The organism is Pantoea sp. FN0302, assembly GCF_050113775.1.
In the GTDB taxonomy this organism is placed as follows: Bacteria; Pseudomonadota; Gammaproteobacteria; order Enterobacterales; family Enterobacteriaceae; genus Mixta; species Mixta alhagi.
In genome coordinates this window covers 882,677-906,441 of the sequence record NZ_JBNJSM010000001.1, presented here as the reverse complement: position 1 = coordinate 906,441, position 23,765 = coordinate 882,677, and the positions used below count along the sequence as shown (strand labels likewise).

At 54.3% G+C, this 23,765-nt stretch carries 23 protein-coding genes; 11 read left to right on the top strand and 12 right to left on the bottom strand.

The features are described from left to right. Positions 1-55 precede the first annotated feature (55 nt). Entirely contained in the window at positions 56-772 is a 717-nt protein-coding gene (gene fadR, locus ACQE32_RS04180; protein WP_085071531.1) for a fatty acid metabolism transcriptional regulator FadR, read from the bottom strand. Positions 773-986: 214 nt separating this feature from the next. Between fadR and nhaB the strand changes: the two genes are divergently transcribed. Beyond that, complete coding sequence (gene nhaB, locus ACQE32_RS04175) at positions 987-2,531, top strand: sodium/proton antiporter NhaB (protein ID WP_426981772.1); 1,545 nt, start codon at positions 987-989, stop codon at positions 2,529-2,531. A 128-nt stretch (positions 2,532-2,659) separates the two neighbouring features. Then, positions 2,660-3,190 carry a disulfide bond formation protein DsbB gene (dsbB, locus tag ACQE32_RS04170; protein WP_085071529.1) on the top strand — a complete coding sequence of 177 codons (531 nt, stop codon included), beginning with the start codon at positions 2,660-2,662 and terminating at the stop codon, positions 3,188-3,190. Between the two features lie 16 nt (positions 3,191-3,206). On the opposite strand, the gene ACQE32_RS04165 is transcribed toward dsbB, so the two are convergent. The 4 genes from ACQE32_RS04165 to ACQE32_RS04150 form a co-directional block, all read right to left on the bottom strand. Continuing rightward, positions 3,207-3,653 carry a YcgN family cysteine cluster protein gene (locus tag ACQE32_RS04165; protein WP_085071528.1) on the bottom strand — a complete coding sequence of 149 codons (447 nt, stop codon included), beginning with the start codon at positions 3,651-3,653 and terminating at the stop codon, positions 3,207-3,209. Positions 3,654-3,713: 60 nt separating this feature from the next. Next, complete coding sequence (locus ACQE32_RS04160; RefSeq protein ID WP_426972388.1) at positions 3,714-4,373, bottom strand: fumarylacetoacetate hydrolase family protein; 660 nt, start codon at positions 4,371-4,373, stop codon at positions 3,714-3,716. Between the two features lie 47 nt (positions 4,374-4,420). Then, entirely contained in the window at positions 4,421-5,515 is a 1,095-nt protein-coding gene (locus tag ACQE32_RS04155) for a lytic murein transglycosylase (protein ID WP_427021389.1), read from the bottom strand. An 85-nt stretch (positions 5,516-5,600) separates the two neighbouring features. After that, positions 5,601-5,876: a YcgL domain-containing protein gene (locus ACQE32_RS04150; RefSeq protein ID WP_250650097.1), complete on the bottom strand. Its 276-nt coding sequence runs from the start codon at positions 5,874-5,876 to the stop codon at positions 5,601-5,603. Between the two features lie 160 nt (positions 5,877-6,036). Here ACQE32_RS04150 and minC point away from each other — a divergent pair, with 160 nt between their 5' ends. From minC to minE, 3 genes are read left to right on the top strand one after another with little or no spacing between them, the layout of a single operon-like run. Beyond that, the gene (minC, locus tag ACQE32_RS04145) at positions 6,037-6,735 is read left to right on the top strand and encodes a septum site-determining protein MinC (RefSeq protein WP_250650098.1); all 699 of its coding nucleotides are present in this window, start codon (positions 6,037-6,039) and stop codon (positions 6,733-6,735) included. A 31-nt stretch (positions 6,736-6,766) separates the two neighbouring features. After that, the gene (gene minD, locus ACQE32_RS04140) at positions 6,767-7,579 is read left to right on the top strand and encodes a septum site-determining protein MinD (RefSeq protein ID WP_085071523.1); all 813 of its coding nucleotides are present in this window, start codon (positions 6,767-6,769) and stop codon (positions 7,577-7,579) included. A 3-nt stretch (positions 7,580-7,582) separates the two neighbouring features. Further along, complete coding sequence (gene minE, locus ACQE32_RS04135; protein ID WP_085071522.1) at positions 7,583-7,852, top strand: cell division topological specificity factor MinE; 270 nt, start codon at positions 7,583-7,585, stop codon at positions 7,850-7,852. A 54-nt stretch (positions 7,853-7,906) separates the two neighbouring features. Here the strand turns inward: minE and rnd are convergent, their stop codons facing one another. From rnd to ACQE32_RS04110, 5 genes are all read right to left on the bottom strand, one after another. Further along, positions 7,907-9,034 (bottom strand): ribonuclease D, encoded by a 1,128-nt coding sequence (gene rnd, locus ACQE32_RS04130; RefSeq protein ID WP_427021388.1) that lies wholly within the window; start codon positions 9,032-9,034, stop codon positions 7,907-7,909. A 108-nt stretch (positions 9,035-9,142) separates the two neighbouring features. Next, the gene (fadD, locus tag ACQE32_RS04125) at positions 9,143-10,822 is read right to left on the bottom strand and encodes a long-chain-fatty-acid--CoA ligase FadD (RefSeq protein ID WP_427021387.1); all 1,680 of its coding nucleotides are present in this window, start codon (positions 10,820-10,822) and stop codon (positions 9,143-9,145) included. Between the two features lie 203 nt (positions 10,823-11,025). Then, a complete protein-coding gene (locus ACQE32_RS04120) occupies positions 11,026-11,616 on the bottom strand; it encodes a Slp family lipoprotein (protein WP_426972382.1) in 591 nt (196 codons plus the stop codon). Between the two features lie 59 nt (positions 11,617-11,675). Beyond that, positions 11,676-12,377 carry a tRNA (adenosine(37)-N6)-threonylcarbamoyltransferase complex dimerization subunit type 1 TsaB gene (tsaB, locus tag ACQE32_RS04115; RefSeq protein WP_426972380.1) on the bottom strand — a complete coding sequence of 234 codons (702 nt, stop codon included), beginning with the start codon at positions 12,375-12,377 and terminating at the stop codon, positions 11,676-11,678. A gap of 57 nt (positions 12,378-12,434) precedes the next feature. Next, positions 12,435-14,345 carry an ATP-dependent DNA helicase gene (locus ACQE32_RS04110; RefSeq protein ID WP_427021386.1) on the bottom strand — a complete coding sequence of 637 codons (1,911 nt, stop codon included), beginning with the start codon at positions 14,343-14,345 and terminating at the stop codon, positions 12,435-12,437. Positions 14,346-14,497: 152 nt separating this feature from the next. On the opposite strand from ACQE32_RS04110, the gene ACQE32_RS04105 reads away from it, so the two are divergent. Then, positions 14,498-14,851, top strand: a complete 354-nt coding sequence (locus ACQE32_RS04105) for a RidA family protein (RefSeq protein WP_085071517.1) — start codon at positions 14,498-14,500, stop codon at positions 14,849-14,851. Here the strand turns inward: ACQE32_RS04105 and ACQE32_RS04100 are convergent, their stop codons facing one another. Then, positions 14,852-15,040 carry a YoaH family protein gene (locus ACQE32_RS04100; protein ID WP_085071516.1) on the bottom strand — a complete coding sequence of 63 codons (189 nt, stop codon included), beginning with the start codon at positions 15,038-15,040 and terminating at the stop codon, positions 14,852-14,854. Between the two features lie 159 nt (positions 15,041-15,199). Here ACQE32_RS04100 and pabB point away from each other — a divergent pair, with 159 nt between their 5' ends. From pabB to ACQE32_RS04080, 4 genes are all read left to right on the top strand, one after another. Beyond that, a complete protein-coding gene (gene pabB / locus ACQE32_RS04095) occupies positions 15,200-16,582 on the top strand; it encodes an aminodeoxychorismate synthase component 1 (RefSeq protein ID WP_426973059.1) in 1,383 nt (460 codons plus the stop codon). After that, positions 16,557-17,144, top strand: a complete 588-nt coding sequence (locus ACQE32_RS04090; protein ID WP_426981816.1) for a CoA pyrophosphatase — start codon at positions 16,557-16,559, stop codon at positions 17,142-17,144. The genes pabB and ACQE32_RS04090 overlap by 26 nt, the downstream gene beginning before the upstream one ends. A 267-nt stretch (positions 17,145-17,411) precedes the next feature. Next, positions 17,412-18,776: an L-serine ammonia-lyase gene (locus tag ACQE32_RS04085; RefSeq protein ID WP_085071514.1), complete on the top strand. Its 1,365-nt coding sequence runs from the start codon at positions 17,412-17,414 to the stop codon at positions 18,774-18,776. Positions 18,777-19,074: 298 nt separating this feature from the next. Next, the gene (locus ACQE32_RS04080; RefSeq protein WP_426972377.1) at positions 19,075-20,637 is read left to right on the top strand and encodes an EAL domain-containing protein; all 1,563 of its coding nucleotides are present in this window, start codon (positions 19,075-19,077) and stop codon (positions 20,635-20,637) included. Between the two features lie 30 nt (positions 20,638-20,667). On the opposite strand, the gene ACQE32_RS04075 is transcribed toward ACQE32_RS04080, so the two are convergent. After that, positions 20,668-22,233, bottom strand: a complete 1,566-nt coding sequence (locus ACQE32_RS04075; RefSeq protein ID WP_426972375.1) for a TerC family protein — start codon at positions 22,231-22,233, stop codon at positions 20,668-20,670. A 520-nt stretch (positions 22,234-22,753) separates the two neighbouring features. Between ACQE32_RS04075 and manX the strand changes: the two genes are divergently transcribed. Next, positions 22,754-23,716 (top strand): PTS mannose transporter subunit IIAB, encoded by a 963-nt coding sequence (manX, locus tag ACQE32_RS04070; RefSeq protein WP_426972373.1) that lies wholly within the window; start codon positions 22,754-22,756, stop codon positions 23,714-23,716. The last annotated feature ends 49 nt before the right edge of the window (positions 23,717-23,765 follow it).

Below are 23,765 nucleotides of genomic sequence, written 5' to 3'. Positions count from 1 at the left end.
CATCAGGGCCGGAGGCGAATCCGGCCCTGTTATTACTCAAACGGGTCAATCATACTCAGCGGCGATGAAGCTCATCATCCGGCATCGATTTTTGCATGCTGTGCCAGATTTCCCCACTCCGACGACCATATTCACGTACTGCGGTAACGATGTTTTCCGGCTCGGTGCCGTCGCAAAAAGAGAGCAGCTGCTGATAAAAACGCTGCGCTAAGGTACGCGCTTCGGGATTGGAAAAGTAGTGACGCCCCACGCGGGTATAAAGCCCTTTCAGCCCGTTAAGAATCAAGCCGTAGATCGGGTTGCCGGAGGCAAAAGCCAGCCCGCGAAAAATGCGATAATCCAGCTCGGTATAGGCATCCGCCTGATCCTCGACGCCTTCAGCCGCTTTCAGCACCTCACGCGCCTGTTCGGGAAAGTGACGGATAGCGCGACGGATAAAGATGGAGGAGACGTTAGTGCGCACGGAGAGCACGTTATCCATCAGTTGCGGTACGCTGTCGTGATCGAGACGCGCCAGCGTTTCAAGAATATTCAGACCGGAAGTTTCCCAGAAATCATTGACCCGCGTCGGCTTGCCGTGCTGAATGGTCAGCCAGCCATCGCGTGCCAGACGCTGAAGCACTTCTCGCAGCGTGGTACGCGTTACGCCAATCAGCTCAGAAAGCTCGCGTTCGGCAGGGAGGATAGATCCAGGGGGAAAGCGACTGTTCCAGATACTTTCAATGATGTACTCTTCCGCGAACCCGGCCGGGCTCTGCGCCTTTATAACCATAGCATTTCTCGTTGCTTTTTCATTAGGCAATATGCCACTCATCATACCAGAGGGCCCAGGCATCACCTAGCCTCGCTTCGTTTAAAACCTGAATCCAGCGCAAAAAATGATGAATTGAGTGGCTTTAATCGAATGCGCATTGCCTCGCTCGCTGGCGACGTTTACCCTTTGAATCTGAAAATTTTCTTAATCCTGTATGAGGATAACGTTACATATGGATATTTCCACCGGACGCGCCTTTACGCGTAATTTTCTTGGGCAATCTCCCAACTGGTATAAGCTGACGCTGCTGGGATTTTTGGTTGTGAATCCCCTGCTGTTTTTCTTCGTTAGCCCGTTTCTTGCCGGCTGGTTGCTGGTGGCTGAGTTTATTTTTACCCTCGCGATGGCGTTAAAATGCTATCCCCTGCTGCCCGGCGGCCTGCTGGCGCTGGAAGCGATTATCATCGGCATGGCCAGCGCGGAACAGGTAAAAGAGGAGCTGGCGAATAACCTTGAGGTGCTGCTGCTGCTGATCTTTATGGTGGCCGGCATCCATTTTATGCGGCAGCTTTTGCTGTTTGTGTTTACCCGCCTGCTGCTGACCATCCGCTCGAAGATGGTACTCGGCCTGGCATTTTGCCTGGCCGCCGCGTTCCTTTCCGCGTTTCTTGATGCGCTAACGGTTGTCGCCGTGGTGCTGAGCGTAGCCGCCGGCTTTTATGATATCTATCACCGCGTATTATCGGAAGGTGATGAACATGCCGAGTCTGAGGATATCAATCACAATGCGCGTCGCGAAACGCTGGAGAAGTTCCGCTCGTTTCTGCGCAGCCTGATGATGCAGGCTGGCGTCGGTACCGCCTTAGGCGGCGTCATGACCATGGTAGGTGAGCCACAGAACCTGATTATTGCAAAAGCCGCCGACTGGGACTTTATTGAATTCTTTTTGCGCATGGCGCCGGTGACGGTACCAGTACTGATTTGTGGTCTGATCACCTGCATGCTGCTGGAGCGCTTCCGCCTGTTTGGCTATGGCGAACCGCTACCGGAAAAAGTGCGCGAGATCCTGATGAATTACGATCTTCAGTCCCGGAAAAAGCGTACCCGTCAGGATCGCCTTAATTTGTGGATCCAGGGTGCCATCGCCGTTTGGTTGATCGTTGCGCTAGCGCTGCACCTGGCAGAAGTGGGCCTGATTGGTTTGTCGGTGATCATTCTCGCCACCTCGCTGTGTGGGGTGACCGATGAGCACGTTATTGGTCGGGCGTTTTCAGAAGCGCTGCCCTTTACCGCGCTGCTGACGGTATTTTTCGCCATCGTGGCAGTTATTGTGCAACAGGATCTCTTTAGCCCGCTGATCCATTTTGTTTTGCAGGCAGAAGCCAATATGCAACTGACCTGGTTTTATGTCTTTAATGGGGTGCTGTCCTCTATATCAGATAATGTATTTGTCGGCACGGTGTACATTAACGAAGCGAAAAACGCCCTTACCCGTGGCGAGATTAGCCTGCAGCAGTTTGAACTGCTGGCGGTCGCAACCAATACCGGCACCAATCTGCCCTCTGTCGCCACGCCTAACGGTCAGGCTGCGTTTCTGTTTATGCTGACCTCCGCACTGGCGCCGCTGATTCGCCTCTCTTACGGACGCATGGTATGGATGGCGCTGCCCTATACCTTTGTGCTGTCGCTGGTGGGGCTGTTCTGCATTATGTATGCGCTGGAGCCGATGACATTGTGGATGATGGCGCATGGCTGGCTGCCGCCACATGCGCTATAGCGCCCGGTAAAAATCGGGAACAAAATGATCTTACGTCATTTTTAATTCTGTTTTTTCGCTGCCCTGGCTGGCAGCGATGTGTATTTGCTTTACACTGCCGGTTCAACGCTAATGACAGGGAATGATTTATGTTGCGATACCTGAACCAATGCTCAAAAGGACGTGGCGCCTGGCTGCTGCTGGCGCTGACTGCTTTTGCGCTGGAAATGGTCGCGCTGTGGTTTCAACACGTTATGATGCTGAAACCCTGCGTAATGTGTATTTATGAGCGCTGCGCGCTGTTTGGCGTGATGGGTGCCGGGCTGGTTGGCGCGATCGCGCCAAAAACGCCGCTGCGCTATGCGGCGCTGCTGATCTGGCTCTACAGCGCCTGGGAGGGATTGCGTCTCTCCTATCAGCATACGATGCTGCAACTGCATCCCAATCCATTTACAACCTGTGATTTCGCCGCCCGTTTTCCCGGCTGGCTACCGCTGGATAAATGGCTGCCGTCAGTGTTTGTTGCCACGGGCGACTGCTCAGAACGCGTCTGGTCTTTTCTTACGCTGAGTATGCCGCAGTGGCTAATGATTATTTTCGCTGCTTATCTGCTGGTAGCGCTGCTGGTATTGATCGCGCAGCCGTTCAAACCCCGGCGTCGCGATCTCTTTTCCCGTTAAGCATTAACCGGCTGGATCAGCCTTTCCATTCCGGCCGGTTAATAATGTGATCTTCCCAGTCCCTGACTTCGCTCTCACGCACCGCGATATGACGCACCGAAATCCGTGCGGCATGCATTGCGGCACTTGAGCCACTGCGTAAAGGGTGCCAGACCGGCAGCGTTTTCCCTTCCGCCAGCAGACGGTAGGCGCAGCTGGCTGGCAACCAGGAGAAGGTAGGCAGATTATCACGCGTCAGCTTGATACAGTCTTCTTCATATTCGAAGCGACGCTCATAGTTACGGCACTGACAGGTTTTGATATTAAGCTGGTTGCAGGCCACGTTGGTGAAATAGATTTCATCCGTATCGGCGTCCTGCAATTTATTAAGGCAGCACTGGCCACAACCATCGCACAAGGATTCCCATTCCTCATCAGTCATTTGTTCCAGGCTCTTTTCCTGCCAGAAAGGGGTCTCAGTCATTGTGATGTCCGGTTAAGCAAAAGCGCACCTTATAAACAGTTCAGCGGTCAGATGCAAGCATCACAGCACGCGCGTGCTCACGCCGTGGCCTGCCAGCGAGACTTCCAGCTGGTCCCCTGCATGCAGTGGACCCACGCCTTCCGGGGTGCCGGTCAAAATCACATCGCCCGCGCGCAGGGTAAAATATTTGCTCATATAGGCAATCAGCGGCAGGATGGGCGTGATCATATCGGCGGTGCTGCCCTGCTGGCGCACTTCACCATTAACCACCAGCTTAAGTTCGCACTGCTGCGGATCGCCGGTGAATTGATTAACAGGAATAAAGCCGGAAAGCGGACAGGAATTATCGAATCCCTTGGCCTTTTCCCACGGCTGCCCGGTTTTTTTCAGGCCAGCCTGAATATCGCGCAGCGTCAAATCAAGGGCGACGCCGTAGCCCGCGATAGCCTGACCGACATGCGCTTCGCTGGCCTGTTTCAGGGTGGAGCCGATCAGAATCGCCATTTCCACCTCATGATGCACCGCGCCCATGTCGCGTGGAATCGAGAGCGGCTGTCGCAGATCGCACAGCGCCGTCTCAGGCTTGATAAAAATCACCGGCTCCTGCGGCGTCGCGCTGCCCATCTCTTTAATGTGCTTAGCGTAATTGCTGCCGACACAAACCACTTTGCTGACTGGAAAATCTAACAGCGCGCCCTGCCAGTTACGATGTTGATACATGCTTTTCCCCTTGCTGAGAGTGACAGCGCCAGGCCGGCGCCGCTAACCTACTGTGCTTGTGCTACCGCATCCGCCATTTTGCCGATGCTGATAGCGAAATAATATGAGCGATTCCAGCGCATTATGGTGCGGAAGTTGTCATACACCAGGAAGGCGCGTCCGCCCACGTTGTCCGGCAGTATAATCCAGCCGCGCTGCCCGGTATCCGGCAAGTTATCGCTGCTGCTCAGCCGCACGCCCAGTTTTTCCCATTCACCCACCGTTTTGGCCTGTGGTGTCTTCAGACCCGCCAGTTGGGGGGCAAAATCCACCGGCAGGATCACTTCGCGTCCCCAGCTTTCGCCAGAATTCCAGCCCTCTTTAGCCAGATAGTTAGCCGTGGAGGCAAACACATCGCGCTGGTTACGCCAGATATCAATTTTTCCATCGCCGTTGCCGTCCGCACCATAGTTCAGATAAGAGCTGGGCATAAACTGATTCTGCCCCATCGCACCCGCCCAGGAGCCTTTCATTTCCGGCGCGCTGATATGACCCTGCTGGATCATCTTCAGCGCAGCGATCAACTCCTTAGTGAAGAAGGCTTCGCGCCGCCCTTCAAAAGCCAGCGTGGCGAGCGCAGAGATAATATCTTCGCGGCCCTGAAGCCGCCCATAGTTACTCTCCATTCCCCACAGCGCCACAATATATTGCGGTGCTACGCCATATTGCTGGCTTACGCTTGTCAGCTCGTTCTGATATTGCTGATAAAGGCTGCGGCCCTGCTCAATCTTTTTAGGGGTAATGACCCGCGCCAGATAATCATCCAGCGTGATTTTCTGCTCGGGTTGATTACGGTCAGATTTAATCACCCGGTCAACAAAATGCACGTTAGCGAAAGCGCTATTTATGGTTTGCTCACTGATGCCCTGCTGACGCGCCTGCGCTTTCAGCTGCTCAACGTAAGCGGGGAACTCCGCAGGATCGCGCCCCTGCTGGGCCAGAGTGATTTTACCCGTCGGCGGCGTCAGAAAGCCGCCGCTTTTGGCGGCAGGTGTCGGCGCGACAGCCCCCGTGGTTTCAGGCGCTGAAGAGACGCTATTTTTACTGGCGCATCCCGCTAACATTATTGTCAGTAACGTTGCGCTCAGGGCATTTAGCTTCATATCAGTTCCTTATTAATCAATTGAAAATCGCCGGAAATAAATTGGGGAATTATTCGCCAATTTATTATTTACAGATGAATCTGAATTAAACCGGATCGTTTTTTCCTAAATGTATTTTCAGCAGATCTTCTACCGGTGGCGGCAGCTGCAAATAATAACCCTGCTCGCGCAGTGCCAGCTTTACTTTTTCAATATCCGCATTCGCCAGTTTCTTAGTGCGTTCAAGGGGTAACACCATTGCCAGCTGCGGTTTGCCAAAACCCCGCAGCAACTCCTCGGGCACGCGGGAAAAGTCGTCTTTTTTTTCAACGTAGAGATAAGTCTGATCGCGTTGGGGACTTCTGTAGATCACACAAAACATATTTTTTACTCGAATTAAGCGGGGTGGTGACTTGCCTGAATATAACAGTAACTATAACATGCTTGCAGTAGTTAGGAATAATGTCCCGCCTTGATTACGCGCTGGCTAAATCAGGCATAATTTAGTCGGGTTTAGACATAACAGGACTGAGCCAGGACAGATGTCGCAAACGCCAATCGAGTTTAAAGGCAGTAGTTTTACTCTGTCTGTTGTTCATTTACACCACACGCATCCCGATGTGGTTCGTCAGGCGCTTCAGGACAAAATTGACCAGGCACCTGCCTTTCTCAAAAATGCGCCCGTGGTTTTGAATGTAGCCTCTCTGGACGGTGACGTTAACTGGAAACAGATGCAGCAGGCTATCGCTTCGACGGGGTTACGCATTGTAGGCGTCAGCGGCTGTAAAGATGAGTCGCTTAAGCGCATGATCGCACGCGCCGGCCTGCCCATCCTGTCCGAAGGCAAAGAACAGAAAAAAAATCCTGAACCGGTAGAATCGGTTGCGGTAGCGGCGCCGGAAAGCACTCTGGTTAAAACGCGCGTGGTCACCACGCCGGTTCGCTCCGGGCAACAAATTTATGCGCGTAATACCGATCTGATCGTGACGAATAGCGTAAGCGCCGGTGCTGAACTGGTTGCCGACGGCAATATTCATATTTATGGCATGATGCGCGGACGCGCGTTGGCGGGCGCCGGTGGCGATCGTGAATGCCAGATATTTTGTACCAGTTTATCTGCGGAGCTGGTTTCCATAGCGGGCGAGTACTGGATTATGGATCAAATCCCGGCGGAATATTTTGCAAAAGCAGCGCGCCTTAGCCTAAAAGATGGCGCGCTGACAATACAGACATTGAATTAGGCCCCTTTTTATTTATAAGGAATTCTTATATATGGCACGCATTATTGTAGTTACATCCGGCAAAGGGGGCGTTGGCAAGACCACGTCAAGCGCGGCCATTGCTACCGGTCTGGCACAGAAAGGGAAGAAAACCGTGGTGATCGATTTTGATATCGGTCTGCGTAATCTCGATCTGATTATGGGCTGTGAAAGGCGCGTGGTTTATGATTTCGTCAATGTTATCCAGGGCGATGCCACGCTGAATCAGGCACTGATTAAAGACAAACGTACAGAAAACCTCTATATCCTGCCTGCTTCCCAAACGCGAGATAAAGATGCACTGACGCGCGAAGGCGTTGAAAAAGTGCTGAACGAACTGGATAAGATGGAGTTTGACTTTGTGCTGTGTGATTCGCCGGCAGGTATTGAGACCGGCGCGCTGATGGCGCTCTATTTTGCCGATGAAGCTATTATCACCACCAACCCGGAAGTCTCTTCGGTGCGTGACTCCGATCGTATTCTGGGCATTATCGCCTCCAAATCACGCCGCGCTGAAAACGGCCAGGAGCCGGTAAAAGAGCACCTGCTGCTGACGCGTTATAATCCAGGCCGTGTTAGCCGCGGCGATATGTTGAGTATGGAAGATGTGCTGGAGATTCTGCGTATTCCGCTGGTTGGCGTAATCCCGGAAGATCAGTCGGTACTGCGCGCTTCCAACCAGGGCGAACCCGTGATTCTGGATACTGAATCCGATGCGGGCAAAGCCTATGCCGATACCGTTGAGCGGTTACTCGGTGAAGAACGCCCCTTCCGCTTCATTGAAGAAGAGAAGAAGGGATTCCTGAAACGCCTGTTCGGGGGATAAACCATGGCCTTACTTGACTTCTTTTTATCCCGTAAAAAGAACACTGCTAACATAGCCAAGGAAAGGCTGCAGATTATCGTAGCTGAACGCAGGAGGGGCGATAGTGAGCCCCATTATCTTCCCCAGCTGAAGCGCGACATTCTGGAAGTGATTTGCAAGTATGTGAAGATTGATCCGGAGATGGTAACTGTACAGCTGGATCAGCGCGGTGATGATATTTCGATACTGGAATTGAACGTGACGCTGCCAGAAATGGAAGAAACCGCGAAATGATTCGTCTTCATTCCTGACCTTCCCCTGCCTTACGCAGGGGAACGTTTATGCAGGCTACTGCGGATAGTCCGCCAGTACCTGTTTGATTTCCTGTTCCATCAATTCGCCGCGCCATCCGCTTACCAGCTCGGGCAGCGTTTCTCGCGGTTTGATTTGCCAGTGCCAGCTCAGCAGCTGGTTGATTTGACGGCGTGACGCCAGCAGTTCGGTACTCAGCCCGCTGCGCTCGCTGACTTCCTGCACCACTGCTTTCAGCGCTTTAAACGCTTTTTTATAGTGCGGATGATCGTTAATATTGAGCAGCATCTCCGGCAGGCTCTCTTCCGGCAGCGCGTTGGCCTCATTAACCATATCCAGCAACGTTTTGCCGTGGAAACGGATTTCGTGACCGCTCAGTCCTAAGTGATCCAGCTCGCCGAGCGAACCCGGCAGATAGCGCGCTACCTTCCAGAGATTTTCCTCGCGTACGACAAAATTAACCGCCATATCCTTTTCGCGCGCCAGTTTCAGACGCCAGGCCGCCAGGCGCTGTAATGCCGCCAGCTGACGCGGACGCAGCAGCGAAGCGTTACTGATTTCCCGATACGCCTCTTCCGGCTGCAGCGTTTCAGTACGGCGCTGGCAAAGCAGCAGACATTCGCTGCGCGCCGCATCCAGCTGCCCTGCCGCTGCGGTTTCATCCATCAGCGTGTGGGCAATCGGCAACAGCCAGAACACATCGGCGGCCGCATATTCACACTGACGGGCAGAAAGCGGACGCGCCAGCCAGTCAGTGCGTGATTCACTTTTATCCAGCACTTCACCGGTAAAGTTTTCGACCATCGCGGCAAAGCCCATTGATAGCGGACGCCCGCTAAAAGCAGCGAGGATTTGCGTGTCAATCAGCGGCGTTGGCATGACCCCAAAGCTGTGCTGAAACACTTCAAGATCTTCACTACCGGCATGCAGGAATTTCGTGATGCTGGCGTCGCTTAGCAGATCGATCAGCGGCTGCCACTGGGTAATGGTCAGAGGATCAACCAGCGTGATCTGTTCGCCATCATAAATTTGCAGCAGGCCAGGTTGCGGATAATAGGTGCGGGTGCGGACAAACTCGGTATCGAGCGCAATAGCACGGTGTTGACGCGCAGCGTCACAGCAGGCCTGGAGCGCCTCATTGGTGGTGATATAGGTGTAATTCAAATGCTTGCTCTCTTGCCAGCGGTACGTTTGCGTTGCTAATGCTGATGAATACAATGAAAACGCCGGATTAACCGGCGCTTACATCCATAGCTTAACATACTCGCGGCATCAGGCGGCAGGCGCTTTATTTATCTCGTCACGCAACGCGCGTCGCAGAATTTTACCCACATTGGTTTTAGGTAGCTCTTCGCGAAACTCAACGATTTTCGGCACCTTATAACCGGTGAGATGACGTCGACAGTGGGCAATCAGCTCATCTTTGGTCAAAGAGGGATCCTTTTTCACGATACAGATTTTCACCGCTTCGCCAGAAAGGTCACTTGGTACGCCAATGGCCGCCGCTTCGCGCACTTTCGGATGTTGCATGACCACATCTTCAATCTCGTTCGGATAGACATTGAAGCCGGAAACCAGAATCATATCTTTTTTACGATCCACGATACGCAAAAAGCCCTCTTCATCGACGGTAACGATATCGCCGCTATAGAGCCAGCCCTCTTTTAGCACTTCATCGGTGGCATCCGGACGCTGCCAGTAGCCGGTCATAACCTGCGGCCCTTTGATACAGAGCTCGCCCGGCTCTCCTGTTCCCACTTCCACGCCGTTGTCATTCACCAGCTTGATCTCGGTAGAGGGCACCGGCAGACCGATGCTGCCGTTATGACAGGTAATATCATAGGGGTTAACCGAAACCAGCGGCGAGCATTCGGTCAGCCCATAACCTTCCAGCAGGTAGTGCCCGGTCAGCTTCTCCCAGCGCTCCGCCACCGCTTTCTGTACCGACATCCCCCCGCCCGCCGACAGACGCAGCGTGGAAAAATCGAGCTGCTGGAAATTTTTATCATTCAGCAGGGCGTTAAATAACGTATTCACCCCGGTGATGGCGGTAAAAGGATATTTGCTCAGCTCTTTTATAAAGCCGGGAATATCACGCGGGTTGGTAATCAACAAATTTTGCCCGCCGAGCTCAATAAATAACAGGCAATTTACGGTCAGCGCAAAGATGTGGTAGAGCGGCAGCGCCGTGACCACCAGCTCTTTGCCGTCGCGCAGCAGTGAGCCATAGGTGGCTTTGGTTTGCTCAAGATTAGCCTGCATATTGCGGTGGGTAAGCATGGCGCCTTTGGCAACACCGGTGGTGCCGCCGGTATATTGCAAAAAAGCCAGATCGTCATTCTGTAGTTCCGGTCGGAAATAATCCAGCTGTGCACCCTGCTGCAGTACGCTGCGAAATGAAACCGCATCCGGCAGGTTATATTTCGGTACCAGCCGCTTGATATATTTCACAACAAAATTGACCAGCGTGGCTTTCGCGGGCGAAAGCTGATCGCCCAGACGGGTCAGAATAACGTGCCTGACCGAGGTTTTCGCCACAACTTTTTCCAGCGTATGGGCAAAGTTAGAAACAATAACGATCGCTTTCGCGCCGCTGTCATTCAGCTGATGTTCCAGCTCGCGCGGGGTATAGAGCGGGTTTACATTCACCACTACCATACCGGCCCGCAGTATGCCAAACAGCGCAATCGGATATTGCAGCAGATTAGGCATCATAATGGCCACCCTATCGCCTTTGCTTAGCCCCAGCGTTTGCTGCAAATAGGCGGCAAACGCCCGGCTACGCTGCTCCAGCTTACGGAAGCTCATCGCCTGACCCATATTAATAAAAGCAGGACGATCGGCGTAACGCTGGGAAGCCTGCTCAAAAAGATCGATAAGCGACGTATAACGATCGGCATTGATCTCCGCCGGTACATCGGCGGGGTAACGGTTCAGCCAGACCTTATTCAAGGATTCACCTCGGAAATCATATTTATTCGCCATCGCAGCCTCGGCCCGCTGTTGTTAACAATATTTTAACTCATTGTACCAGTATGACTAACACCTGCCGTTCAGGCTGCGAAGCCCATCACTAAATTTTTTTGTTTTTTAACAATAAAATGGCCCGGTCACATAATAGGCGACCGGGCCGCTAATCATTACTACCAGGATGTTTATTCCGTCAGGATAGTTTGCACTTGTACCGGACCGGAATTGTAATAGTTGCCCCAGGGGCCTGGCCCCCAGAAACCAGCATGATGACGTCCCGGACCATACCAGATCCAGGGATCGATCGGCTGCATTGGCATAACAACCTGCTGCTGCAAACGCCAGCGTTGATAGCCAGCGACATCGACCACCACAAAGTTGTAGCTGGCCTTACCGATCTCGCCTTTTTCACTGCCCCTGATGGTGCCGACCACCGTTACCATTTGGTTATTTACATCAACTGGATCGACAAAGCCGTTGATATCGGCCCAGATACGGCCAACCGAGGCGGCATTCAACCGGGGCCGCGCGGTGTCATCCAGCGGCTGAGTGGCGATTTCCAGTCGCGTGCGGCCGTTAAGGTTAGTGACTTTTACCACCTTACCGCCGAAGCGCGCCTCCTGTCCGACATAAAGCTGAGGGGCGTTCATAACCCGCAGCAAATCCTGCTGCGGCACAGGCGAACGACCTTTAACGGTATCCGGGACGGTCACGCAGCCGGCCAACAGCAGCGTAGCTACCAGCAGAGCTGTTTTGTTATTAAGATATTTACGCATAGCTTTCTCCAGAAACCTGCCTGATTAGACTATTGCGTAATAAATAAGTTGCCGCCAGTCTATTCGCGTCCCGGTAGTTTTTTCCATGCCACTTCATTGCGTAAATAGGCGGGTTCCACCTGCTCCGGCGGTAAGGCAGCGCCCTGCTGCCAGAGCTGCTGTGCCAACGGCAACATCGCCTCCGCCGCAGGCAGGGTAATATCGCTGGCGTGCAGCGTCAGTGGGCTTTCCGTCACCAGATGTGGCCAGGCGGCCCAGCCGGTGCCAACCGTCATCCATTCGCCAGAAAGCTGCTGCATCCGCGCCAGCGCCGCTTCCGGCTTCAGCACCGCCTCACTCGCTGCGCCCTGCCACTGACCATCATCAGCACGCTGATATTCCGCCCAGTAGACTTCTCCCATGCGCGCATCAATCGCCGCCAGCACGCGGCGAGCGCCATGACGCTGCCAGGCAGCTTCCGCCATGGTCATCAGCGTGGAAACACCCAGCAGCGGCAGGCCTGCGCCAAACGCCAGTCCCTGCGCAATGCCGATGCCGATGCGTACGCCGGTAAAACTGCCCGGCCCACGACCGAATGCCAGCGCGTCCAGCTGCGACAGCGTCATCTGATGGCGCGTCAGCATCTCTTCTACCATTGGCAGAATACGCTGCGTATGCTCGCGTGCGCAAAGTTCAAAATGGGCGTCAACGACACCGTCCAGCAACAGCGCTACCGAACAGGCTTCAGTAGCAGTATCAAGAGCTAAAATTCGCGCGGACATAACAACCTCAGGCGAGAAATTTTTTTCGGCGCGCATCTTAGCACAGCCACCAGGGAATTACTTCTCATCGGGACGATGCAGGAAGCTGACCGCCTGCTGCAGATCGCGGGTACGCGGCGTTGGCGGCAGGCTATTAAGAAATACCGCGCCATAAGGCCGCATTACCAGGCGGTTATCGCAAATAACCAGCACGCCACGATCTTCCACATCGCGGATCAGGCGTCCAACGCCCTGCTTCAGGGTGATCACCGCATCGGGCAACTGCACCTCATCAAAAGGATCGCCTCCGCGCAGACGACAATCCTCCATACGCGCCTTCAGCAGGGGATCGTCTGGCGAGGTAAAGGGCAGTTTATCGATAATCACCAGCGACAGCGCATCGCCGGGAACATCCACCCCTTCCCAGAAGCTGCTGGTTGCCACCAGCAGCGCGTTGCCCGCCTCAATAAACTGTTTCAGCAGCTGCGCTTTGCCCGTTTCGCCCTGCAGCAGCACCGGCAGCGTCAGACTGGCGCGGAACTCCTCCGCCAGCGCACGCATCATCTGATGCGAAGTACAGAGGAAAAAGCAGCGGCCATTATTCGCTTCGATCAGTGGCAGCAGGCGGCGCGCCAACTGTTTAGCTCCGCCCGGTTGGTTAGGCGACGGCAGATCGCGCGGTACACAGAGCAAAGCCTGACGCGCATAGTCAAACGGACTGTTCAGGATCATGCTTTGCGCCTGATGCACGCCAAGCCGATCCATAAAGTGGGTCATTTTTTCGTTTACCGCCAGCGTGGCAGAGGTAAAGATCCAGGCAGCCGGGCGTTCGCTGATCACTTCACGAAAGCGCTCGGCAACCGAAAGCGGCGTCAGCGCCAGCACAAAATGTCGTGAGCTACATTCATACCAGTAGCTGAAGCCAGGCTCGCTAATATTTTTTAACCGCTTCAGGCGATTACGATACTGTGAAGCACGCTCGAAGGCGGCGTCCAGCAGCGCCGAGCGTCCCAGCGACATTTTCGCCACGTCATAACACAGCTCCAGCGCATCATCCAGCAATGTCAGGGCGCGCTGTACATCACGGTCATTGAGGATCTCGCGCAGATTGCCGCGAAAACCGGGATCGCCTAACGCCAGACGGAAATCCTGAGCGCTTTGCGCCAGCCGGTCGGCCGCTTTTTGCAGCTGCTGGACGTCGCGCACTTCGGTGCGATAGGCGATGGTAATATCTTTCGCCAGATCCAGCAGCTGCCGGCTGGTGAGCTGTTGACCAAAATATTGGCTGGCGATATCGGGCACCTGATGCGCTTCGTCGAAGATCATCACATCCGCTTCGGGGATCAGCTCAGCAAATCCGCTCTCTTTAACCACCATATCTGCCAGGAATAGATGGTGATTGACCACTACTACGTCGGCATCCATCGCCCGACGACGCGCCTTGACCACAAAGCAATCTTTATAGAGCGGACAATCATTACCGAGGCAGTTATCGTTGGTGCTGGTCACCAGCGGCCAGATTGCACTGTCTTCCGCCACGCCGCTACAGCCGCTGATGTCGCCATCCGACGTTTCGCTGGCCCAGCGGCGCAGATAAACCAGATCGCTGAGGGTCTGGACGGTCAGCTCGCCGCCGGTCATGCTTTGCTGTTCCAGCCGTTCCAGGCAGAGATAGTTAGAGCGCCCTTTCAGCAGTGCTGTTTTACCTTTATACGCCAGCGCCTTCGCCACTTTTGGCAGATCGCGGCTGTAAAGCTGATCCTGTAACGCTTTTGATCCGGTGGAAATAATCGCTTTCTTGCCGGCACGTAATACCGGCACCAGATAGGCGTAGGTTTTTCCCGTGCCGGTTCCCGCTTCTACTACCAGCTCGCCGCGTTGATCAATCGCCTGCGTGACCGCTACAGCCATCTGCTGCTGCGCCTCGCGCGGCCGGAAACCGGGTATTGCCTGCGCTAAAGCGCCATCGGCTGCAAAATCGTCTGCCACATATCCTCTCTGGTTGCGTTAAAACGGCCTGATTATACCTGAAATCATTCGAACGGCTGGCGGCAAAAGCATCACCCCGCCCTCATTTTGATGACAGCGCGGGCTTAACTGTGCCAGGCTAACGGCGAAAAAACGGAATAAGGAAATAAGCTATGTCAGTTACCCGTATTGATCCTGAACATCGTATGTCGGAAGCGGTGATCCACAACGATACCGTCTATTACACCAGCGTGCCGGAGAATCTGGATGAAGATGCTGAAGCGCAAACGGCGAATGCGCTGGCGGTTATCGACCGGTTGCTGACTCGCGTGGGTTCAGATAAAAGCCGCATTCTGGACGCCACTATTTTTCTGGTTGATAAGGCGGATTTTGCCGCGATGAACCGGGCCTGGGATGCCTGGGTTTCACCAGACAACGCCCCGGTGCGCTGCACCGTTCAGGCCGGTTTAATGAACCCAAAATATAAAGTAGAAATTAAAATTATTGCCGCGCTCAATCCCGCCTGATCAGGCCTCATCATCCTCATCTTCTTCAAAGAGTGCTGCGACATGTCCGCCAGTATGCGTCTGGCGGATCTCCTGAGCCACACGGGTAATGGCCTCTCCGCTACTCATTCCTTCGGCCATCAGTTTGTGGATACGCTCCACCGCCTGTTGCTGCTGTTCATGGCTTAACGCCGGTAAACCTGTAGACATAATGGCTCCTGTTATTAATTGAAACGGACAACAACGTGCCTGAATTTCGCGCGCGTTGTTGGTCAGCCGCATGAATATTTTACGGTAAACAAATAGATGCCAGCAGCGAAAAAATATGCCAGGCTTGCCGTTTGACCACCACTAACGCTGCTAAAAGTGATGCCTGTAGTCTACCACGCTTTACCCTATACGCCTGATGCGCTTTCTGAACTCTTTGATCGCGTTGCCCATTTGCCCTGGGCAATGCTGCTTAGCTCCGGTTCTGCCGATCATCCTGACAGCCGTTTCGATATTATGGTGGCTGATCCTGTTGCGACGCTGGAGACGCGCGGAGAGGTAACCCGCATCCGTAAAGGTGACGTTGTCACGGAATCAGCAGCAGATCCGCTGAGCTTGCTGCAGGCAGAACAGGCCAGCCTGCTCTCTGCGGTTGCGCCGCGTGACGATTTGCCGTTTCAGGGCGGCGCGCTTGGCCTGTTTGGTTATGATTTAGGCCGCCGGTTTGAGCGCCTGCCGCAGCAGGCCATTGCGGATATCGCCACGCCAGATATGGCGACAGGCATCTATAACTGGGCATTGATTGCTGACCATCAGCAACAAACGCTTACGCTGGTCGATCATCAGCCCGCAGATGCGCGGCTACGCTGGCTGAATAGCCTGCCGCCACCGATCGCTGCGCCGTTTCGTCTGACCTGCCGCTGGCAGTCAAACATGACGCCGGAAGGCTACCGTGAGCGTTTCGAGCGTATTCAGGCCTGGCTGCAGGCTGGCGACTGCTATCAGGTCAATCTGGCGCAACGCTTTCAGGCAAGCTATGAAGGCAATGAATGGCAGGCGTTCCAGCGGCTTAATGAGAGTAACCGTGCGCCCTTTAGCGCCTTTTTACGTTTGCCGGATAGCGCTATTCTTAGCCTGTCGCCGGAGCGTTTCCTTTCGTTAAAGCACGATGTTATCGAAACCCGGCCCATTAAGGGGACGCTACCGCGTCTGGCGGATGAGCAGGCCGATCGGCTGCAGGCGCGCAAACTGGCGGAATCGGAAAAGGATCGCGCCGAGAACCTGATGATTGTCGACCTGCTGCGTAATGATATTGGCCGCGTCGCGGTGCCCGGCAGCGTGCGGGTACCGGAGCTGTTTGTGGTTGAGCCTTTTCCTGCCGTTCATCATCTGGTCAGCACTATCCGCGCCCGCCTGAAGCCGGAGCTGAGCGCCTGCGATCTGCTGCGCGCCTGCTTTCCGGGCGGATCGATTACCGGTGCCCCCAAGGTACGAGCCATGGAGATTATTGAAGCGTTAGAGCCGCAGCGCCGTAACGCCTGGTGTGGCAGCATCGGTTATCTGAGCTGCTGCGGCAGAATGGACAGCAGCATTACCATTCGCACGCTGATTGCGGAACGCGGTCAGCTTTACTGTGCGGCAGGCGGCGGTATCGTTGCCGACAGCGAGGCGGAACTGGAATATCAGGAGACGCTGCATAAGCTGGGCCGCATTTTACCGTTGCTGGAGGATGGCGCGCCTGATGACCCTGCCGCTGACGCTTGATAGTTTTCTGACCCGCTTCCAGCTCCAGCCCCCGCCGCCGTCGCCCGGTTTTTTACTCGCCCGTCGCCAGGCGGCGGTACTGGTGCCGATTGTTGCCCGTCCCGAACCGGGGCTGCTGCTTACGCGCCGCGCGCCCTGGCTGCGCAAGCATGCAGGTCAGGTGGCTTTTCCCGGCGGCATGCGTGATGCCAGCGATCCCTCCCTGTGCTTTACCGCATTGCGTGAGGCACAGGAAGAGATCGCGCTGCAGGCGCAGGATGTGCGTCTTATTGGCACCTTACCCGTGGTAGGCAGCAGCAGCGGCTTTCAGGTAACGCCGGTAGTGGGGATTATTCCGCCCGATCTGCCGCTCCAGCCCAGCGCTGATGAAGTGGATGCCATTTTTGAAATGCCATTGCAGGAGGCGCTGCGTCTTTCGCGCTATACGTCGCTGGAGATTCACCGTGAAGGCATGACGCATCAGGTCTGGCTATCCTGGTATCAGGACTATTTTGTCTGGGGCATGACGGCCGGCATTATCCGCCAGCTTAGCTTACAGATAATGCCGGAACTGGCGACGTGATAACCAAATAAATGTTGGGCAAAAAGCACCCTTTCCGTGATTTTTCACTAAATTTTCCTGGGTTAGCGATCCAAATCACTTCCCTATTCCCACAAAATAGTTATATTTGGCGCGCTGACTCATCAGGAAGTTTCTGAGGTGTTTCGCATTAATCAGGTTCAGGCAGCCAGCAAGCACAACGGGTTTTCGTTCGGCTTTAACGTGAAGCATGACAGGTATACAGGCAGTGCATTGTGCTGCGAGATTAATAGTTAAGGAGCGTATAGCGTGATTAGCGTTTTCGACATGTTTAAGATCGGCATTGGCCCGTCGAGTTCCCATACCCTGGGCCCAATGAAAGCCGGCAAACAGTTTGTCGATGATTTGAGCCGGGATAACCGGCTATTGGACGTTACGCGCATCGCCGTGGAGGTTTACGGCTCGCTTTCGCTCACCGGTAAAGGACACCATACCGATATCGCCATTATTATGGGGCTTTCCGGCGCCTCGCCTGAAAGCGTGGATATTGATGCGATCCCTGCCTTTATTCGTGATGTTGAACAGCGCGAGCGTCTGCTGCTGGCAAACGGTCAGCATGAGGTCGATTTTCCGCGCGAAGGCGGCATGAATTTCCGCAGTGAAAACCTTTCTCGCCATGAAAACGCTATGCGCATCCATGCGTTCGCTGGCGAAACCTGCATCTACAGTAAAACCTATTACTCCATTGGCGGCGGTTTTATCGTGGATGACGAGCATTTTGGCGAACCGGTGCTGGATGAAGTTTCGGTGCCTTATGCGTTTAACTCAGCGAAAGAGCTGCTGGCGCACTGCCGCGAGACCGGGCTTTCTGTATCCGGCCTGGTGATGAAGAATGAGCTGGCGTTGCATAGCCGCCAGGAGATCGAGAGCTATTTTGCTGCCGTCTGGCAGACGATGCGCGACTGTATCGATCGTGGACTGAATACCGAAGGCGTACTGCCTGGCCCGCTACGGGTTCCGCGCCGTGCGGCTGCGCTGCGCCGGATGCTGGTCTCTTCCGGCAAGCACTCTAACGATCCGATGATCGTTATCGACTGGGTGAATATGTTTGCACTGGCGGTGAATGAAGAGAACGCTGCCGGTGGACGCGTTGTGACTGCGCCGACTAACGGTGCCTGCGGCATCGTGCCTGCGGTACTGGCCTATTACGATCATTTTATCGAATCGGTAAGCCCCGATATTTTCATTCGCTATTTTCTGGCATCGGGTGCTGTCGGCACGCTGTATAAAATGAATGCTTCCATCTCCGGCGCGGAAGTCGGCTGTCAGGGCGAAGTGGGCGTGGCCTGCTCCATGGCGGCGGCAGGCCTGGCAGAGCTGTTGGGCGCCAGCCCGGAACAGGTATGCGTTGCTGCAGAGATCGGTATGGAGCATAACCTTGGTCTGACCTGCGATCCGGTTGCCGGTCAGGTGCAGGTTCCCTGCATCGAGCGTAACGCTATCGCTTCGGTAAAAGCGATCAACTCGGCGCGCATGGCGCTGCGCCGTACCAGCGAGCCGCGTGTGTCGCTGGATAAAGTGATCGAGACGATGTACGAGACCGGCAAAGATATGAACGCCAAATACCGCGAAACCTCACGCGGCGGACTGGCAATCAAGGTGCAGTGCGATTAAATATCGCTCGTCTGAGCCGCGTTTGGAGCGCGGCTCTGGCTTATGATAAGGTGCCTGGCTGTCCGCGCATGGATATCAGGTGCCGCCCTGCCTGCACAGCCTCCTTGTATTAATTCCCCTTTCAGGTCGCTTCATCACGCCCGCAACATGATTCAGCCGGGACGGCTTGCTGTTGCTCTCTGAGGCTCAACGCTTACTCCCACAGACGCGTCTTTTTCTCCAACGTCGCTAAACTTAATGCTGCTGATGCCGATATGGAAATGTCGGAATTTTATTTGGGTGTAAAGGGTGGCTACGGATGCAAATATCCCAGCAGATTATTGGACAACTTCGCCGTAAAAGGCTGTTTATCGCGTCGATAGTCGCTGCACTGGTGCTTATCCTTACACTAACCTTTCGCTACTTAGAAGAAAAAAAGCGGATAGAGCAGCAGTCGCAACAGTTTGCCAGTAACGCTATTCAGCGTTTCGATCGCCTTTTCTCACCGCTGGACGTAGCAGCAAATAACACCGTCGGCCTGGTTGGACTTAAATGCAACGATATTCGCTTTTTGCTGCATGAAAAAATCTCCGCCATGCAAACCGTACGCGCCATCCTGTTAGTGGATAAGAATCGTGTTTACTGCTCCAGCGTGTTTGGCGAACAATCGCTCATCTTCAATGAAGCTTACCCCGAGCTGGCAGTAGATAATCAGCGCATGACGCTGGGCGTGGACAACGTTCTGATCAAAGGATCGCCGATTTTACTGCTCTGGACCGCCAGTTCGCTGGATAATCGCAGCGGCATTTTGCAGGTCATCAATATCGAATTGATGAGCCGTTATCTGCTGGAGCCAACGCAGCCCTGGGTAGAGCGCGCGGTGTTTAATATCGGTGGCAAAAGCCTGGAGTACGGTAATCCGCTAATTGAAAATACCCGCCCGGCAGAAGGTGAAGTCGGCTATCAACAGAGTTCGTTGCGCTACCCTTTTACCATTATCCTGTACGGGCCAGCACCCACCCAGTTGGCTCTGCTGTCACTGCCTTCACAGCTGCCGCTCGCCCTGCTGCTTAGCCTGCTAACCGGCTATATTGTCTGGCTGGCGACAGCTAACCGCATGAGCTTCTCCTGGCAAATCGGCTATGGTCTCTCTGCGCATGAATTTATGGTTTACTGCCAGCCGCTTATCGATAGCCGCACCGGTAACTGCGACGGCATTGAGCTTTTGTTACGCTGGCATAACTCGCGTCAGGGCTGGATACCGCCGGATCTGTTTATTCCGCTGGCCGAGCGTCACAATCTTATTGCCCCACTGACCCGCTTTGTCCTTAACGAAACCGTGCGCCATTTGCCGCAGCTGCCGCAGACCGCTGATTTTCATATTGCTATTAACGTTGCCGCCAGCCATTTCCATAACCAGGCCATTATTGATGACTTGCAAAAAATCTGGTGGCCAGCTAATCCGCTACCACGATTAGTGGTGGAGTTAACGGAGCGTGATGCGTTGCCGTTGATGGATCAGAGTGTGGTGGCGCAGCTGCAACAGTCAGGCATCAGGGTCGCGATTGACGATTTTGGCACCGGCCACAGCTCGCTTTCCTATCTGAGAACCTTAAGCCCGGATGTGTTGAAGCTGGATAAGATTTTTACCGCTGCCATTGGCACCGATGCGATTAACGCAACGGTAACTGATATGGTGATTTCTCTGGCGCAGCGCCTGCATATCAGGCTGGTGGCGGAAGGCGTGGAAACCGCCGAGCAGGCCAGCTATTTGCGCCAGCGCGGTGTGGATACCTTACAGGGCTACTACTATGCTCGTCCGATGCCGCTGGAGGCGTTTCCGGCATGGCTGGCCCAGCATCAGGCCAGCCTGCCAGAGTAACTGCCGGGACCCGCTGTCCCGGCTATCGCATTAACTTTCTTCTTCGTCCTGCGGCCGATCCTTGATGATACGCACCAGATCGATACGATAATCGGTCGCTTCGACAATCATGAAATGCAACGGCGGCATATCGATCGTCTCTCCCGGCAGAGGCAGTTGACCTTTCTGTGCAATCAGCAGGCCGGCCAGCGAAGCGTAATCATCGCCCGGCTTAACCAGATCGAAGTAGTCCAGCCGCTGCTGTAGCGAATGCAAATCGGTGCCGCCTTTTGCCAGCCAGCTATCGCCATCAACAACAATATCTGGCGTTTCATCTTCATCCGGGAACTCACCGGCGATCGCTTCCAGCACATCCAGCGGCGTCACCAGCCCCTGTACCACACCAAATTCATTGGTCACCAGCACAAAGCTGCCTTTTGCCCGTCGCAGCACGCCCAGTAAGTTAATGGGGTCCAGCGTTTCCGGCACGATCAGCGGCGGCGATGAGGCAGCGAAAGTATGAATATTCATGCCCTGCTCCAGCGCCACCAGCAGATCTTTGGCACGCACGATGCCGATAACCTCATCCAGCTCGCCACGGCAAACCGGGAACAGGCTGTGCGGCGTATCCAGCAACTGCATGCGGATCTCATCCAGCGGCTTAGTGGCATCCACCCAGGAAATTTCTCCGCGTGGCGTCATGATGCTGCGAATCGAGCGTGAGGCCAGCGTTAATACGCCGTTGATCATATAACGTTCTTCATCCTTGAAGGTTTCCTGCGGCAGCTTCGGGTTTTCTACGGTACTCTGCCCCGCTTCCACGTTTGCTGCCCCGCCACGACGTCCGCCCATCAGACGTAAGATCGCCTCTGCGGTACGTTCACGCATGGGGCGATGCGACTGATGACGGATAAAATTACGCCGGGCGATCTGGTTGAACAACTCAATCAGAATCGAGAAGCCAATCGCCGCATAGAGATACCCTTTAGGAATATGGAAACCAAACCCTTCTGCGACCAGGCTCAGACCAATCATCAGCAGGAAGCTCAGACAGAGCACCACCACGGTTGGATGCGCATTCACGAAATTTGTTAGCGGTTTGGAGGCCAGCAGCATAACGCCCATCGCGATCACCACGGCGGTCATCATCACCGGCAGATGATTCACCATACCCACGGCGGTAATGACCGCATCCAGCGAGAAAACAGCGTCCAGCACCACAATCTGAGCCACCACCGCCCAGAAGCTGGCGTAGCTTTTATTACCGTTGCTGTTGTGCGGATGGTTTTCCAGCCGCTCATGCAGCTCCATCGTGGCCTTGAACAGCAAAAAGAAACCGCCCGCCAGCAGAATAAGATCGCGTCCGGCAAAGCTAAACTGCCCAATGCTAAACAGTGGTCGCGTCAGGGTTACCATCCAGGAGATTAACGACAGCAGGCCCAGACGCATCAGCAGCGCCAGCGACAGGCCAATCAGACGCGCTTTGTCACGCTCCTTTGGCGGCAGCTTATCGGCGAGGATAGCGATAAAAACCAGGTTATCAATCCCCAGCACGATCTCCAGAACAATAAGCGTCAGCAGACCGGCCCAAATCGAAGGGTCTAAAAGAAATTCCATTACAGACTCCGAAAAATGCAGCAGGAAAACCGAACGCCGGGTTCAATAACCGTAGCGCGGCAGAACAGGAAAGCAGAACCAAGAGTGACGCCAGAAGGCGTTAACAAAGAAGCCGGATGACCCGGTGGTGTGAATAAAAGACGTCGGTGACAGTCCATAGGGAGGGCTGAGGCCCGTTACTCCTGTATTGAAAAAGAGGCAATGATATTAGCAGTTGCCCCAGGGTCGTCAAAATAATTTCTCATAGTTAATAAAAATTTACGCATCTTGATTACTTCTATTAATTATTCGTATCGAAATGATAAGCCTGTAAATAACTGAGGCGGGTCACAAAATTTATTTTTTCACTCACTAAAATAAATCCCGAAGTTATCTTTAGGTTGTCAGTTATATAAAAAGAAGCGCTCCGCTGACGGTAAGGCCTGCATGTTCATTACCGTTGAAACAGCAACGCCCGGATAACAACGTTGGCGAATCGGTTTTGGACTGAATCGCTCAATAATGAAAACGGAGGTAGCAAGTGACTATTGCTATTGTAATCGGCACACACGGTTGGGCGGCGGAGCAGCTGCTCAAAACCGCCGAAATGCTATTAGGTGAGCAGCAAAACATTGGCTGGATCGATTTCGTGCCCGGTGAAAATGCTGAAACCCTGATTGAAAAATACCACGCGCGTCTCGCTGAGCTCGATACCAGCAAAGGCGTGCTTTTTCTGGTCGACACCTGGGGAGGGAGTCCGTTCAACGCGGCGAGCCGTATCGTCGTGGATAAAGAGCAACATGAGGTTATCGCGGGCGTCAATATTCCTATGCTGGTGGAAACCCTGATGGCTCGGGATGACGATCCTGCGTTTGACGAGCTGGTCGCCATTGCGGTGGAAACCGGCCGTGAAGGCGTGAAAGCGCTGAAAGCCAAAGCGCCTGAACCGGTTGCGGCGCCAGCGGCCCCTGCGCGTTCAGCCGCGCCGCAGCCGGTGCTGGGTCCGGAAGATCATATGAAAATCGGCCTGGTGCGTATTGATGACCGTCTGATCCATGGTCAGGTAGCGACGCGCTGGACCAAGGAGACCAACGTTAACCGCATCATCGTCGTTAGTGATGAAGTGGCAGCCGATAAGGTGCGTAAAACACTGCTCACCCAGGTGGCGCCGCCAGGCGTCAGCGCACACGTGGTGGATGTCGATAAAATGGTACGCGTCTGGAATAACCCGAAGTATGCCCACGATCGCGTCATGCTGCTGTTCACCAATCCGACCGATGTAGTGCGGGTCGTTGAGCAAGGCGTTGAGGTGAAATCAGTCAACATTGGCGGCATGGCCTTCCGCCAGGGGAAAACGCAGGTCAACAACGCTGTTTCTGTGGATGACAACGATATCGAAGCGTTTAAAAAACTCAACGCTCGCAGTATCGAACTGGAAGTCAGAAAAGTCTCCAACGATCCACGACTGAAAATGATGGACCTGATCGCCAAAATGAACCACTGATCGCCATCCCACGCGCCTGATATTTCAGGTTTCATGCAGTTTTACTCTG